Source organism: Paenibacillus sp. CR_12, from assembly GCF_041953985.1.
GTDB classification, from domain to species: Bacteria; Bacillota; Bacilli; order Paenibacillales; family Paenibacillaceae; genus Paenibacillus_AQ; species Paenibacillus_AQ lautus_A.
This window is the reverse complement of sequence record NZ_JAVFHO010000003.1, coordinates 737,615-752,228: the sequence shown is the minus strand read 5'-3', so window position 1 is coordinate 752,228 and position 14,614 is coordinate 737,615. Positions and strand designations below refer to the sequence as shown.

General features: G+C 53.7%; 13 protein-coding genes. 11 read left to right on the top strand and 2 right to left on the bottom strand.

Annotated elements, in window-relative coordinates; all coding sequences use genetic code 11:
- Window positions 1-79: 79 nt before the first annotated feature.
- A complete protein-coding gene (locus tag RB297_RS15505) occupies window positions 80-1,033 on the bottom strand; it encodes a helix-turn-helix transcriptional regulator (RefSeq protein ID WP_277747872.1) in 954 nt (317 codons plus the stop codon).
- 128 nt (window positions 1,034-1,161) lie between these two features.
- Between RB297_RS15505 and RB297_RS15500 the strand changes: the two genes are divergently transcribed.
- Window positions 1,162-2,055 carry an SDR family oxidoreductase gene (locus RB297_RS15500; RefSeq protein WP_375120905.1) on the top strand — a complete coding sequence of 298 codons (894 nt, stop codon included), beginning with the start codon at window positions 1,162-1,164 and terminating at the stop codon, window positions 2,053-2,055.
- A gap of 161 nt (window positions 2,056-2,216) precedes the next feature.
- Here the strand turns inward: RB297_RS15500 and RB297_RS15495 are convergent, their stop codons facing one another.
- Window positions 2,217-2,474: a GlsB/YeaQ/YmgE family stress response membrane protein gene (locus tag RB297_RS15495; protein WP_009592319.1), complete on the bottom strand. Its 258-nt coding sequence runs from the start codon at window positions 2,472-2,474 to the stop codon at window positions 2,217-2,219.
- A gap of 208 nt (window positions 2,475-2,682) precedes the next feature.
- Here RB297_RS15495 and RB297_RS15490 point away from each other — a divergent pair, with 208 nt between their 5' ends.
- From RB297_RS15490 to RB297_RS15445, 10 genes are all read left to right on the top strand, one after another.
- Window positions 2,683-3,417, top strand: coding sequence for an acyl-[acyl-carrier-protein] thioesterase (locus RB297_RS15490; RefSeq protein WP_249732860.1), 735 nt, complete (start codon window positions 2,683-2,685; stop codon window positions 3,415-3,417).
- A 61-nt stretch (window positions 3,418-3,478) separates the two neighbouring features.
- Entirely contained in the window at window positions 3,479-4,171 is a 693-nt protein-coding gene (locus RB297_RS15485) for a response regulator transcription factor (protein WP_096774954.1), read from the top strand.
- Window positions 4,172-4,174: 3 nt separating this feature from the next.
- The gene (locus RB297_RS15480; RefSeq protein WP_096774955.1) at window positions 4,175-5,155 is read left to right on the top strand and encodes a sensor histidine kinase; all 981 of its coding nucleotides are present in this window, start codon (window positions 4,175-4,177) and stop codon (window positions 5,153-5,155) included.
- A 674-nt stretch (window positions 5,156-5,829) separates the two neighbouring features.
- Complete coding sequence (locus RB297_RS15475; RefSeq protein ID WP_012819079.1) at window positions 5,830-6,600, top strand: ABC transporter ATP-binding protein; 771 nt, start codon at window positions 5,830-5,832, stop codon at window positions 6,598-6,600.
- Window positions 6,575-8,503, top strand: coding sequence for an FtsX-like permease family protein (locus tag RB297_RS15470; RefSeq protein ID WP_375120904.1), 1,929 nt, complete (start codon window positions 6,575-6,577; stop codon window positions 8,501-8,503). The genes RB297_RS15475 and RB297_RS15470 overlap by 26 nt, the downstream gene beginning before the upstream one ends.
- Before the next feature lie 87 nt (window positions 8,504-8,590).
- Window positions 8,591-9,418, top strand: a complete 828-nt coding sequence (locus tag RB297_RS15465) for an MBL fold metallo-hydrolase (protein ID WP_375120903.1) — start codon at window positions 8,591-8,593, stop codon at window positions 9,416-9,418.
- A 258-nt stretch (window positions 9,419-9,676) separates the two neighbouring features.
- Complete coding sequence (locus RB297_RS15460; protein WP_375120902.1) at window positions 9,677-10,333, top strand: sigma-70 family RNA polymerase sigma factor; 657 nt, start codon at window positions 9,677-9,679, stop codon at window positions 10,331-10,333.
- Entirely contained in the window at window positions 10,333-10,785 is a 453-nt protein-coding gene (locus RB297_RS15455) for a GNAT family N-acetyltransferase (RefSeq protein ID WP_375120901.1), read from the top strand. Before RB297_RS15460 ends, RB297_RS15455 begins: the two co-directional genes overlap by 1 nt.
- A gap of 361 nt (window positions 10,786-11,146) precedes the next feature.
- Complete coding sequence (locus RB297_RS15450) at window positions 11,147-12,313, top strand: bis-aminopropyl spermidine synthase family protein (RefSeq protein WP_375120900.1); 1,167 nt, start codon at window positions 11,147-11,149, stop codon at window positions 12,311-12,313.
- Window positions 12,314-12,375: 62 nt separating this feature from the next.
- Window positions 12,376-14,514, top strand: a complete 2,139-nt coding sequence (locus tag RB297_RS15445; protein ID WP_375120899.1) for a DNA topoisomerase III — start codon at window positions 12,376-12,378, stop codon at window positions 14,512-14,514.
- Window positions 14,515-14,614: the final 100 nt, after the last annotated feature.

The following is a 14,614-nucleotide window of genomic DNA, read 5'->3' as shown; positions in this document are numbered from 1 at the left end:
GCGCACATCGCGCACGCAATACACACGACACCGGGTAAGCCTCTGTTTTTGGGGCGATTGCCCGGTGTTTTAATTTGATCTATTCATATAGCCGCGATATGGCATTTGCCGCCATGCTGACATGCTCCCTAAGCTCTTGGGGGGCCATCACCTCGATTTCCGCCCCGCAGCTTAGAAGAAATGCCGAAGCCGATTCCAAGGTGTTGAACTCCAAATCGGCCGTTATCCACCCGTCGTGCTGGTTATCCATATCGCATCGGAGTATTTTTACGTACCGCTCCCGCTCAAAGCGTTTGATCAGATCGACGGTCATGCGAACCTGTGCGGGATACTGCGGGAGATTTTGCATGAACCGTGCCAGCGACTCCTCCCAATACTCGGCTAGATTAAAACCGGCCGGACGCTGGAATGTATCCTCGGACATGACGGCATCCACGATTCTCGATACGCGATAGGTTCGCAGCTCGCCTTGGGATTCGGCCACCACATACCAGGTACTCCGTTTGGCAACCAGCCCGAGCGGATGAATCCTTCTTTCGACTCGTTCCTCTCCTTTCATGTATTGGATATCCATGATGCGATCCAACCACAGCGCCTCCTGCAAAACCGTAAGATACGGATGCGATTCGCGGTAGGAGTGCCAGCCTGCGCCATCGATATGGATCTTCTCCCGAATGATTTCGGCATCCTGCCGAATGGAGCGTGGGGAGGAAGCCAATAATTTTTGATAGGCAGCATCAAACTGTTTACGGATCCCCAAATCCCCGATCAGCGGGCTGTGGCTGGAAACCAGCAGGGAGATGAGCTCGTCCGGCGTCATGCCGGTCAGGTTCGTTCGATAGCTCTCCTCCAGCACCCACCCGCCCTGGGATCCTCTTTCCGCATACACGGGGATGCCCGCCGAGCTCAAGCTTTCCATATCGCGTATAATCGTGCGCTCCGATACCTCAAGCTGCTCCGCCAGATAACGGGTGTTCTTCTTCCCCCCGTTCTGAAGCATCAGCATAATGGATAATAGACGATCCGCCCTCAAGTTATGTCACCTCTCTGTATCTATAGAAGTTAATTGTATTGTAGCATGGATATAAGACAACGGATGTCATATATGTCTGATACGATGAAGGCGTTGAGATACTTCAGTATATAGTTGGAGGTAGCGCTATGAATAAGAATGATCCTAAGCCATTGCAAGGAAAAATCGCCGTCGTGGCCGGAGCGACCCGGGGAGCAGGCCGCGCCATTGCGGTGATGCTGGGTGCCGCGGGGGCAACGGTGTATTGCACGGGACGGAGCGTACGCGGCCAAGCGTCGGATATCAAGCGGACCGAGACGATTGACGACACGGCGGAGATGGTGACGGACCGGGGCGGCACCGGCATTGCCGTGCAATGCGACCATACCGTGGAAGAGCAAGTGAAAGCGATGTTTGAACGCATTCGTGAAGAGCAGCAAGGCCGGCTGGACATCCTCGTCAATGATATATGGGGCGGCGAGAACCTGACGCATTGGAATATTCCGTTCTGGGAGCAATTTCTGTCCGATGGACTGCTGATGCAGGAGCGGGCAGTGACAGCGCATATGATCACGAGTTATTACGGCGTTCCGCTGATGGTGGAGAACGGCGGCGGATTGGTCATTGAGGTCACGGACGGCTCGACGTACCGGTATCGCGGGAATTTGTATTACAGCCTGGCAAAAATTTCGGCGATTCATCTGGCCGCAGCCATGGCGGAAGAGCTGCGTCCCTATCAGGTAACCGCACTATCCGTGACGCCGGGATTTCTGCGCTCGGAGCAAATGCTGGATCACTTCGGCGTTACGGAAGAAAATTGGCGGGATGCCACGGCACAAGAACCGCATTTCATCGAATCGGAGACCCCATATTTTCTTGGGCAGGCGGTCGCGGCGTTGGCAGCCGATCCGGATGTTTCCGACAAGAGCGGGAAGGCGCTGACCAGCTGGGACTTATCGGATGAATACGGGTTTAGCGACATTGACGGGCGTAAGCCGCATTGGGGCAATTACGCGAAGAAGCAGGGACTTCCCATTACTTAAACATGTAAAACAGGGTGACCTATGCCATGATGGCGAATAGGTCACCCTGTTTTGTTACGGAAATTGTCCGTTGCACTTGCGAATACCGCTGTAAGTACGTCTAAACCATGTCATAGCGGAACAATCGCAGAAACTACGCATCAACGTTCAATTTCAAGTGGTTATGAGCGGCCGCGTCTCATCGAACCCATGATCAGGCTGACGATAAAGACCAGAATGACGGCACCGATCAACGCAGGCAGGATGTAGAATCCACCCATTTCCGGTCCCCAGGATCCGAGCAGAAGTCCGCCCAGCCAAGCACCGACGAAACCAGCAATGATGTTACCGATGATACCGCCGGGGATGTCTCTGCCCATAATCAAACCAGCAATCCATCCGATGATACCGCCAACGATTAATGACCAAAGAAAACTCATGTTTATCACCTCGTATAAGTTATAGTTGTTTGTGCCTTACTATTAACCAAAGACGTGACTTTTAAACCGGATTGACCAGCAACTTGGATAAAATCATTATTTTCCAACGTAGTGATAGGCTGCTTCGTTCTTTGATAAATGCGGTTTTTTTGATTATGCTTGAAGAGAGTGGTTAGGTTGAGAAAATAAAGGAGCTGGCATGGGACTCATGATAGAAAAATGGACAGAAGAATATACCATTCAATCCGTTGACGCAGACTTTAAGGGAGACTGCCGATGGTCTTCGCTGCTCAGTATTTTGCAGAGAGCGGCTGACCGGCATATTGAGGCGCTGGGAATCAGCCGCGAGGAAATGATCGAGCGGGGCATGGGCTGGATGCTGATTACGCTGGAGCTTGAGATGCGGCGGATGCCAAGGGATATGGAAACCGTATATGTGGACACCTGGAGCCGCGGGTCCAAAGGGGCGCTGTGGCATCGGGATTATCGGATCAAGAACGGCGATGGGGAATTGCTGGGCGAGGGCCGCTCGGTATGGGCGCTGGTGGACATTCATAAACGGAAAATTCTGCGTCCGTCCATGTTTCCGTACGAGGTGCCGATCGGTCAGGAAACGGTTGGAGAGCTGCCAAGCAAAGCCGTATTGCCTGAAGGGGTACTGCTGGATGATGCGTATACGTATACGGTCCGGTATAGTGGAATCGATACGAACGGCCATTTGAATAACGCCCGGTATGCGGATTTGTGCTTTGACGTGCTGGATGAGCAGGAACTTCGGGAAGGGCGAGTGACCGGCTTCAAAATTACATACCATAACGAGGCCAGACTGAAGGATACGATGGTGATCAAGCGTTCGGCCGAGGAGAATAATCGGGTGTACGTGCAGGGCACAGCGCCGGACGGAACCAACTTTTTTGAAGCGGCTATCGTTAGGGGATCATAAACCATCAGGTTGTTCTTTCGGAGGGGAGAGAGCGGCCTGACGCTTCATGGAGGGTGAACGGATGTACAAAATCATGATCGTTGAGGATGACCCCAAGCTGGCGGGGCTGCTGCAATCGCATATCGAACGGTACGGAAATGAAGGAAACATCGTCGAGGATTTCGATCATGTGCTGGAGCAGTTCCATGAGATGAAGCCGCATCTCGTTCTTCTCGACGTGAACCTGCCAAGCTTTGACGGATATTATTGGTGCCGCCAGATCCGGTCGGTATCGACCTGCCCGATTATATTCATCTCGGCCCGTAACGGGACGCCGGATCAGCTCCGGGCCTTGGAGAACGGCGCGGATGATTATATCACCAAGCCGTTTGCTTACGATATCGTCATCGCCAAAATCCACAGCCAGCTGCGCCGCGTATACGGCGACTATGCGGCAGCATCCGCCGAGCGTACGGTGGAGAAGGACGGGCTTGTCCTCTATCCCGAACGGATGGAGCTGACTCTTCACGATCAGACATCCGTGCTCACGAAAAAAGAAACGGTCCTTCTGGAAACGCTGCTGAGCCGGAGCCCCCGGCTAGTGACGCGCGAGACGATTCTGGAGAAGCTGTGGGACGATACGTTCGTGGACGATAATACGCTCAGCGTGAATATTAACCGGGTGAGGAAACGGCTAGGGGAGTTAGGGATTGAGAATGCGCTGGAAACGATTCGCGGTTCGGGGTACAGGCTGCATACCGTATGGAAGAGGTAGGCAATGAAGAAGCTGTTTTGGCGTGAGCATTTGCCCCTCATTCTGTTTGTAACCGCGGCCTTGTTCGTGGTGCTGCTCGTATTCTGGTATGACGGCTATGATCATCCGGTGACAGCGGCTTATGCCGTTTTCCTCGGTCTGACCATTCTTGGCGGGTACTTGGCATTCCGGTATTTCACGCACCGGGATTTCTATGAGCGGCTGTCGCAGCCCATCAGGTCGTTGGAGGAATCGATCAAGCATAACGAGTCGGCCCCGCTGCCTACGGCCCTTAGCGAGCTTATGGAAGAGCAGTACCGTCAATACCGCACGGTCATGGAAGAGTGGGAGCGCCGGCGGAAAGAGCATATGATCTTCATGAATCAGTGGGTGCATCAGATGAAAACGCCGCTGTCCGTCATTGAGATGATCACGCAGGAGGATGATAACGACGCCTTCAAGAGTTTATCCGAGGAATCCGACCGGATTCGGCGCGGGCTGGAGATGGTGCTCTACATGTCCAGGCTCGAAACCTTCGAGCAGGATTTCAGCGTGGAGCCCGTGAAGCTTCATCAGGCGGCAGTCGAGGCGGTGCACGAGAACAAGCGTTATTTTATTCACAGTCATGTGTATCCGGAGGTCCGGATCGATTCGGATCTCACCGTTCAGACGGATGCCAAATGGCTTCGGTTCATCATGCTGCAGCTGCTGTCCAACGCCATTAAATATTCTGCCGGAACCGGGCTTAAGGTGACGATCCAGGCCCGCCGGACGGAGGACCACCGCCATGTGGTGCTGGAGATCACGGACCGGGGAATGGGCATACCGCCATCCGACTTGAAGCGGGTGTTCGACCCGTTCTATACCGGGGAAAACGGCCGCAAGCTGAAGGAATCCACCGGCATGGGCTTGTATCTCGTCAAAGAAGTGGTCCATAAAATGAACCACCAAATCGAGCTGGAATCCGAGCCGGGAAGAGGAACGACGGTGAGGTTGATTTTCTGAGGGTGAGGCGCGGGCACGGTGTGTTTTTAAGCTGGCGGATGCTCATGATTTCAAGTGGTTGCTGGCCGTTTAAGTTCAAGACACCGGATGGATTTAAGCCGAGTGTGGGCAGTCAGACTATATCTAAGTTATCCCTTACTTATAGAGTGGTAACAGGAAGTCACCTAAATACGTTACCAAAAGCACCTTATCTCGGGTAAATGATGAATGTTGACCCATCATGAAGCCCTGAGGTAAGGTTCTTTCTTTTGTTATAAATCATGAGTAGGTATCGGCATGCACCAGCGAAAGAGGACGAAACGATTCCGAAGAAGCGAAGCGGTCGCCTTTGCACCCGAATTTTCACCTCGGTGTAATCGTTCAGAAAATTTGGGGGCAACAGCGATCGTAGGAACGTTACGTACTTGTAGCGGCCTCTAAGATCGCAACAGTGACATACTCGTAGCGGCCTCTAGAATTGCAACAGTGACGTACACGGAGCACCTCTGGAATCGCAACCGTTACGCACTCGAAGCGCCCTTTAGATTGCGACCGTGACGTACCCTGAGCCGGTCTGCGCATGAATCTTACACCGATGTAAGGTTGGCGAAAGAGTGATCGATAGGAGATGGCCCGCCCGATGCTATACACTAACCTTACAGGAACGAAATAACGAAAGTGAGGTTTACAACAAGATGGAAATACTAAACGTGCGCAATCTGGGCAAAGTCTATAAGGCCGCAGTGTCCCACGAGGCGCTTTCCAATATCAATCTGAGCATCAACCAAGGGGAATTCGTCGGCATCATGGGCCCCTCCGGCAGCGGAAAAACGACGCTGCTCAACATGATCTCCACCATCGACCGACCTACGTCCGGGGAGATCACCATCGGCGGGGAGGATCCGTTCCGATTATCCCAGGATAAACTCGCCATGTTCCGCCGGCGTGAGCTGGGATTTGTCTTTCAGTCCTTCAACCTGCTGAATACGCTGACGGTGAAGGAGAATATCCTGCTCCCCCTGGCGCTGGACGGCGTGGATCTGGATGAGATGAACCGCCGGGTCGGCATTTTGGCCGATAAACTGGGCATCACATCGATACTGGACAAGCGGACTTATGAAATATCGGGGGGACAGGCGCAGCGGACGGCGATAGCGCGGGCCATGATCCACGTACCGAAGCTGGTTCTGGCCGATGAGCCGACAGGCAACTTGGACTCCAAGTCGGCCCGCGACGTCATGGAAATGATGGACCGGAGAAACAAGGAAGACCAAGTGACCATGCTGCTGGTCACCCATGACCCGGTGGCAGCAAGCTACTGCAATCGGGTGGTGTTTATCAAGGACGGGCAGTTGTACAACGAAATCACGTACGGCGACAGCCAATCGGCCTTTTATCAAAAAATCATCAACGTGTTATCGCTGCTGGGAGGTTCGGGACATGAATTTTCGCCAGTTCGCCATTAACAATGTCCTGCGCAGCAAGCGCACATATATTGCCCATTTCCTGAGCAGTGCTTTTTCCGTCATGATTTTCTTTACCTACGGGCTGCTGTCGTTTCACCCACAGCTGAAGGACGGCTTGGTCTCCTCCAGCGGTACCATGTCCATGCTGGGTACGATGGGCATGACGGTATCCCAGTACATCGTGTTCGTTTTTTCATTTTTCTTTCTGCTGTATTCGGTGGGGGCTTTCATCAAGGTTCGGAAAAAGGAGTTCGGCATTCTGCTGATCCTCGGCATGTCCCGCAAGCAATTGAACCGGATGCTGTTCATCGAGAATATCCTGATTGGCGCTGCAGCGATCGTAGTCGGCATCGGAACGGGATTGCTGTTCTCCAAGCTGATCCTGCTAATCAGCGCCAAGCTGCTGGCCGTGGATAAGGGACTTCCGTTTTATTTTCCGCTCGAATCGCTGATCGTTACGGCTGCGGCTTATGCCGTATTGTTCCTGCTGATTGCGTTGTTCTCCTCGTTCATGCTGCGGAAGGGCACGCTGCTCGCCCTGGTGAAAGCAGAGGAAAGCCCCAAGCCGCAGCCGAAAGCATCGCCTTGGCTGGCCGTGCTGGCTGTCCTGCTGATCGGAACCGGTTACGGCATGGTCATGGTTTTTGCCATTCTCCAAATCTTCAATCTGTTCCTGCTGCTTGGCGGCGTTATATTCGTCATTATCGGCACGTATTTTCTCTTCACTCAGTTCAGCGTGTTTTTTATGCGGTATCTGCAGAAGAAAGAGCGGTTCTTCTTTCGCCGAACCAACCTGCTGACGATCTCGGAGCTGCTGTACAGAATCAAAGACAATGCGGTGATGTTCTTCCTCGTATCGGTCATCTCGGCATCCGCCTTTACCGGGATCGGCACCACGCTTGCAATCGGGGATCCCGGCCTGTCGGCCATGGAGAATCCTTATGCCTATACGTACACTATGAATGATGAGAACGCTGATAAAGGGAATCGTCATCTTGATATGATCAGGGAGGAGCTCAAGAAGGGCGGATTTCAGTACAAGGAGGCGGAGGTTACTCCGATATTCTCGGATAACGGGATCAATCTGATTAAGCTCAGCGAATATAACAGTCTTATTCAGTCGATGGGTTACCCGTCAGAAACATTGGGCGACCTGGAAGGCATCCTGACCCCGGGGACCGTCACGGAGAAGAACAGCTACCGAATCGATGGTCCTGGGAATGATCAATTCGAGGTGATTAACGGGAAAACATCGGAAATCGTCAAGGTGCTCAAAGCCGAAACGTTCATTGCGGTGCCCGCGACCTACGGCGATACGCTGGTCGTATCCGACCGCCTGTACAAGGATGTGCTCCAGGCACAAGAGGATCAGGAATTCGGTTATGCGGCATTCCATACGTTTTACGTGCAGGATTGGAAGAATACGGGGGATGTGTCCAGATCGATTCAGGAACGTCTTAAAGAGCCGGAAGACTACAGCTATTATCTCAAGTCATTGTACTTGGATTGGAAAAGCGCCCAGCAGCAGAACGGCATTCTGCTTATGGTTAGCGGCCTGGTCGGCATCGTGTTCTTTACCTTCGCGGCAAGCTTTGTATATTTCCGGCTATACGCGGATCTTGCCCGGGACGAACAGCAGTATCGCATGATTGCCAAGGTGGGACTCAGCAAAAAAGAGCTTGGCACCATCATTACCAAGCAGCTTGTCATTATGTTCTTTTTGCCGATGCTTATTGCACTCATCCATAGCGGCGTTGCCTTTGTTGCGCTTCAGCAGCTGGTAGACTTCTCGATCGTAGGGCATAGTTTGAAGATCTTCATCTTCTTCCTGAGCATCCAGATCATGTATTTCTTTATTACTCGCTGGCGTTATCTGGAGCGTCTCAACAAAATCATTCAGTAAAAACCGCCATTTCTTCGTTGAAAAGGGCCAAAACGGGTATGTTATTACAAGAAGCACTCAACAACGAGAAATGGGGGCGATTCCATAATGAATGATCACAGCATGTTAAAGACGGGTGCCGTAGAGACCGAAGAGGTTACGACCGATATTCTTTCCTTGCGTACCGTCATGGTGAACGTCCAAATGATCGGTACGCCGGGAACCGGTGACTGGGTGCTGATTGACACGGGACTCGGAAATTTCGAGGGCTCCATTGCGGAAGGAGCGGAGAACCGATTCGGCAAGCCCCCGATGGCCATCGTGCTGACGCATGGCCATTTCGACCATGTGGGCAATGTGAAGGAATTGGCCGATCGCTGGAACGTTCCCGTCTACGCACACCCGAGCGAACTGCCGTTTCTTACGGGACAAGAAGACTATCCTCCAGGGGATCCGAGCGTAGGCGGGGGATTGATGGCCCGCGTTGCTCCCATGTATCCGAACAAAGCCATCGATCTGGGATCGAGGATACGACCGCTGCCGGAGGACGGAAGCGTACCCGGTCTTCCCGAATTCAAATGGCTACCGACGCCGGGGCATAGCCCCGGACATGTTTCCCTGTTCCGCGAACGGGATCGGGTCCTCGTAGCGGGAGACGCGGTCATTACGGTGAAGCAGGAGTCGGCGCTTGCCGTCATCGGGCAGGAGAAGGAGCTTCACGGTCCGCCGATGTATTTTACTCCGGATTGGGATCTGGCGCGTGAATCGGTTCGCCGCCTGGCAAGCCTGAATCCCGAAATTCTGGTCACGGGGCACGGCGTCTCCATGCGCGGTGAAGAGCTAACGACTTCGCTTGCGCGGTTGGCCCGGGACTTTGACCGTTTGGCCGTTCCCGAGCAAGGTCGGTATGTGGATAAGGATGCGGATGGAAAGTGAATCGAGGGCAGCATTTAATTTTCATGGCATGAACGATTTATAGGCTAAACGAGACACCGTGAGGTTAACGACCTTGCGGTGTCTTTTCATATGTTGAAGATTCAATATGGAAAGAATGAACGGAACTGTGCGAAAATGTAGGTGATCGCGGCACCCGCTTTTTTCAAAAAAAATAATAAAGTGCGTGAACCTGGGTGCGCTCTCAGGCATCTAACTTATGTAAGGCCCGAGGAAGCGCCACAAAGGAGGTCTCATAACGTGAACAAAAACAAGAAATCCGATATAGAGCGCGATGTTCGGCTTGCCCAGCAGGGGGACCCGGAAGCTTTCAGCAGGCTGATCCTTGCTAACGAGCGTAATTTGTACGGTTTGGCCTTTCTGTATCTGAAGCGGGAAGAGGACTGCGCGGATGCCGTACAGGAAACGATCGTAAAATCCTTCGCAGCTATGCCTTCCTTGAAAGAGCCTGCTTTTTTCAAAACATGGCTGAGCCGCATTCTCATTCATGAATGCCTGCAATTGCTGCGCTCCCAGCAGCGGCAGCGTACCGTTGCGCCTGTCGATGAGGTTGCCGATGCAATGCCGTATGAAGCGATCGAGCTTAAGGAGGCCGTAGCACATCTGGAAGACGATTTACGCAGGGTCATTCAGCTTCATTATTACAGGGACATGCCGATCAGAGCGATCGCCGAAATCGCAGGGATACCGGAAGGAACGGTGAAATCCCGTCTGCACCGGGCGCGCGCCATATTGGCGGAAAGACTGGAATCCTCCACGGAAAGGAACGTGAGCCATCACCCGATAGTTTGTAAGGAGTCGAGTCTGAATGACTTTGCTCCTATATATAATGCGATTCCGGCTGGAAGGCTTGCCGACTTGAACAAGATGCAAGGATCATGGGGGGCAGCCGCTTAATGGGAAAGAATCCGAATGTCAGATGGATGGACAAATCCGATCTTGAGCCATGCTCCGAGCTGATGCTCAAGGTCTTTAACGGCGAACCCTGGTTCGACCAGTGGGACTCTGTGCTGCATGTACAGCAATACCTCAAGGAATTTATGGACAATCCGGTGTTCCTGGGATTCGTTATCGAACAGGAGGGCAGCATCCTGGGAGCCTCCTTCGGCCATACAAAGAGCTGGTACAGCGGCAAGGAGTACCATATCCAGGAATATTTCATCGATACCGGTTTGCAGCGCAGCGGTCTAGGCTCGGCGCTCATGAATGGAATGAAGGCCTACTTACATTCGATGAACATTCGTTGCATGGTACTGCTAACGGGAAAGGGGCTTCCGGCCGAAGATTTTTATCGGAAGCATGGTTTTGAAGTGAAGCAGGACATTATTTTTATGTCCAACAAGTTTTAAGCGGTTTGATATTTCGATTGAAATAGGGGAGTTGTCTTGATGTCGGTGCGTGTTCTTAACTAACCAAATTTTATAGGACTCTGGCAAGCGCTTTGCGAAAAAACCTTACTGATGCGAGGTTTATTTGCGATGGCTCGAAGGCTGGAGTCCACCTGGTTAAGAACACAACAGCCATCCATAATCATATTGACTGTACATAGCCGTACCCTGGGTACGGCTTCCCGCTCAAGGGGCAGAAGGTGGACGATGGTTCATGGACTTCTGTCCCTTTTTCATGTCGGTTTATCAGCACGCAGGGGGTCGTGTGTGTTCTTTTCCAGGGGAAGTGCAACCCATACTCAGGAAGAGAGCGTGATTTCACATGATCCATTATATAGAAGAGGTAAAAAAGAAGGTTTCCCTGCAGGAAGGTACCCAGGTGATCGAACAGCTGCTGACAGCAAGTTATATGCGCCCGGGCATATCCACCAAAGAGCTGGCACGCCATACCTGTCTGCCGCTTCCGGTCGCTGCCGCGATCAAGAAGGAGCTCATCAAAGCCGGAGCACTCGTTCAAGAGCGGGGAGTGCGCTGCACCTCTGCCGGAAAGCTTTATGTCGAACAACAGCTGGGATACGGCGGCATCGATATCGATCTGTATCATACGCTGCTGGCCGGCGAAGCGGATTGGCGGACGGAGCTTTCCGATGTGCTGGCGAGGCTCACGGAGATTCTGGACCAGCGCCCGCAGGTCGATGTTCAAATCGACCAATCCCAATGCACAGTCGAGACGAGTCTCCGGAGGGCGATTCTGTGCCTGAGGGAGCACAGCCTGATCGGGAAAAACATCCTGTGCGTGGGCGACGACGATCTCGTGAGCATTTCGCTCGGCCTGCTGCTGAAACGGCTCTTCCCGAACGCCAAGGGGCAGAGAGCGGGCCTCACCGTGATGGATATCGATGAACGCTTCCTGCGGTTTATCGGTGACGTGGCTGCAAGGGAAGATGTATCGGTTACATGCAGGCATGCCGATCTCAGACGGCCTCTGCCCCAGGAATGGAAAGGGCAATACGATTGCTTTTTCACGGATCCGCCGTATACGCTCCAAGGCTTGACCTTGTTCTTGTCCCGTGGCCTTAGCGCGCTGAAGCCCGAGAAGGGCTGCCCCATCTTTCTCTCGTTTGCGCATAAATCACCCGACTTCACATGGTCCATGCAGCGCGAATTCGTCCGCATGGGGTTGTCGGTCAGACAGGTGCAGCTTCATTTCAATCAATATATCGGAGCGCAGATGATCGGCAATAGCGGCCAAATGATCGTGCTGACAACGACGGAATATACGGAGCCGCCGATTAAGGGCTCTTTTGAGGATGAGCTTTATACCGGCGAGGTTCGGCGAACGGTCCGAACCTACCGATGCACCCAATGCCAGAGCGAGCTGCAGGTGGGCGTGCAGGGCGATTTTACCACGATCGAGGATTTGAAGAAGCAGGGCTGTCCGGCATGTGCCCATCATGCGTTCACCCTGCTGGCGAAGAAAATGATCTGATTCGTTTTTGTGGAATCAATCGCTGGGAGGTTATAATAGGGGAACAGAGGAAGGGGAGGGCTATGAAAGTATTAGTATTGGCTGAGAAGCCGTCCGTTGCGAAGGAAATTGCGAGAGTGATGGGCAGCCGCGAGAAGCAGAAGAATTATTTTGAAGGACCGAAATATATTGTGACCTGGGCGCTTGGACATTTGGTGGGGCTTGCCGAACCCGAGGATTATGATAAGAAGTACCAGACCTGGGCGCTGGAGGATCTGCCGATCCTGCCGGACAACACGAGGCTTAAGGTGTTGAAGGAAACAAGCCACCAGTTCAAGACGGTGCAGCATCTGATGAAGCGTTCGGACGTCGGGGAGATGATTATTGCCACCGATGCCGCCCGCGAAGGGGAACTGCTTGCGCGCTGGATCCTGAAAATGGCGAAGTGGAACAAGCCGTTCAAACGGTTATGGATTTCTTCCCAGACGGATAAGGCAATCAAGGAAGGTTTCGCATCCCTCAAGCCGGGGCAGGAGTTCGACCGGTTGTACGAGTCCGCACGCTGCAGGGCTGAAGCGGATTGGATGGTTGGACTGAACGTGACGCGCGCGCTGACGACCAAATTCAATGCGCAGCTGTCCGCAGGCCGGGTTCAGACGCCGACGCTCGGGATGATCATGGACCGCGAGAAGGAGATCGTGAATTTCCGCTCCCAGGAATACGAGACGCTGCAGGCGGATCTCGGAAGCTTTGAGGTTTCGTGGCGTCCGGCCGGCGGAGACGGCCGTTTATTCGAGAAGGACAAGGCCGCCAAGCTGAAGCAGAAGCTGGAAGGCAGCACGGGAAAAATCGTGAGCGTGAAAAAGAGCGAGAAAACCGAACCGCATCCGCTGGCATACGATTTGACCGAGCTGCAGCGGGATGCCAACCGCCGATTCGGGTTCTCGGCCAAGCAGACCTCGAATGTGCTGCAGCGCCTGTACGAGCAGCATAAGCTGGTCACCTATCCGCGCACGGACAGCCGTTACCTGACATCCGATATGGTCGGGACGTTGAAGGAAAGGCTGTCGAGCATTGCGATCGGACCGTATGCGTCCATTGCGCGCCCGCTGCTTCGCAAGAATTTGTCGCCAGGCAAACGGGTCGTGGACGACAGCAAGGTTACGGATCACCATGCCATCATTCCTACCGAACAGACCGTGCTGCTGAATCAGCTGTCGGTCGATGAACGCAAGCTGTACGATCTCATCGTGCGCCGGTTCATCAGCTTGTTCTATCCTCCTGCCCGTTACGATAACGTATCGGTGACCGTGCAGATTGAAGGCGAACAGCTCTATGCGAAAGGGACAACGATCAAGGACAGCGGATGGCGCGAGGTGTATGGCGGCGACTATGAGGATGACACGGACGACGAGAGTGACGATGGTCAGGGCCCATCTTCTTCGGGCAAGCTCCTGCCGGAGCTGAAAGAAGGAGAATCGGTGAAGGTGGTCCGCTGCGTGCTGAAGCCGGGACGGACCCAGCCGCCGAAGCGGTATAACGAGGCGGCGCTGCTCTCCCAGATGGAGAAGCACGGCCTTGGAACCCCGGCAACCCGGGCCGACATCATCGAGAAGCTGGTCAGCTCCGACACGATCGAACGGCAGGGGCAAACCCTCCATCCGACAGGCAAAGGCAAGCAGCTGATCGAGCTGGTTGCTCCGGAGCTCCGGACGCCGGAGCTTACGGCGCGGTGGGAAGCCGAGCTCGAGCGGATCGCGAAGGGGCAGGGCAAGCCGGAACCGTTCCTGCGCGGCATACGGGATATGACCAAGAAGCTGGTCACGGACGTGAAGGGAAGCGAAGCGGAATACAAGCCGCATAATGTTTCGAACAGCCACTGTCCGGATTGCGGCACACGGCTGCTCGAGAAGAAGACCAAGCGCGGCAAGCTGCTTGTCTGCCCGAGTGACGATTGCGGGTACAAGCGCTCAGGCGAGAAACGCCTGTCCAACCGCCGTTGTCCGCAGTGCCATAAGAAGATGGAGATGAAGGAAGGCAAGGCGGGGCTGTTCGTGCAGTGCCTTGGCTGCGGCATTACGGAAACGCTGAAGAAGGACGCCAAGCACGTGAACAAACGCGAGGAGCGGAAGCTCGTGCAGCAGTACAGCAAGCAGGAGTCGATCGGTTCCAACCTGGGCGATCTGTTGAAGGCAGCGCTCGAGCAGAAAGGGAAGGAATAGTCTCTCGAGCGTTAATCTCATAGGGCTAAGATGGATTGCGTTTTTCTTGCCGTTGTTAGCATAACCTCGGGTGCAATGGCCCATTCTACGGACAGGGGGT

Coding starts and splice junctions, on each gene's coding strand:
- RB297_RS15445 (WP_375120899.1), top strand. CDS start 12,376: ATGAAAGTATTAGTATTGGCTGAGAAGCCGTCCGTTGCGAAGGAAATT.
- RB297_RS15490 (WP_249732860.1), top strand. CDS start 2,683: ATGATAGAAAAATGGACAGAAGAATATACCATTCAATCCGTTGACGCA.
- RB297_RS15500 (WP_375120905.1), top strand. CDS start 1,162: ATGAATAAGAATGATCCTAAGCCATTGCAAGGAAAAATCGCCGTCGTG.
- RB297_RS15495 (WP_009592319.1), bottom strand. CDS start 2,474: ATGAGTTTTCTTTGGTCATTAATCGTTGGCGGTATCATCGGATGGATT.
- RB297_RS15455 (WP_375120901.1), top strand. CDS start 10,333: ATGGGAAAGAATCCGAATGTCAGATGGATGGACAAATCCGATCTTGAG.
- RB297_RS15485 (WP_096774954.1), top strand. CDS start 3,479: ATGTACAAAATCATGATCGTTGAGGATGACCCCAAGCTGGCGGGGCTG.
- RB297_RS15475 (WP_012819079.1), top strand. CDS start 5,830: ATGGAAATACTAAACGTGCGCAATCTGGGCAAAGTCTATAAGGCCGCA.
- RB297_RS15480 (WP_096774955.1), top strand. CDS start 4,175: ATGAAGAAGCTGTTTTGGCGTGAGCATTTGCCCCTCATTCTGTTTGTA.
- RB297_RS15465 (WP_375120903.1), top strand. CDS start 8,591: ATGAATGATCACAGCATGTTAAAGACGGGTGCCGTAGAGACCGAAGAG.
- RB297_RS15470 (WP_375120904.1), top strand. CDS start 6,575: ATGAATTTTCGCCAGTTCGCCATTAACAATGTCCTGCGCAGCAAGCGC.
- RB297_RS15450 (WP_375120900.1), top strand. CDS start 11,147: ATGATCCATTATATAGAAGAGGTAAAAAAGAAGGTTTCCCTGCAGGAA.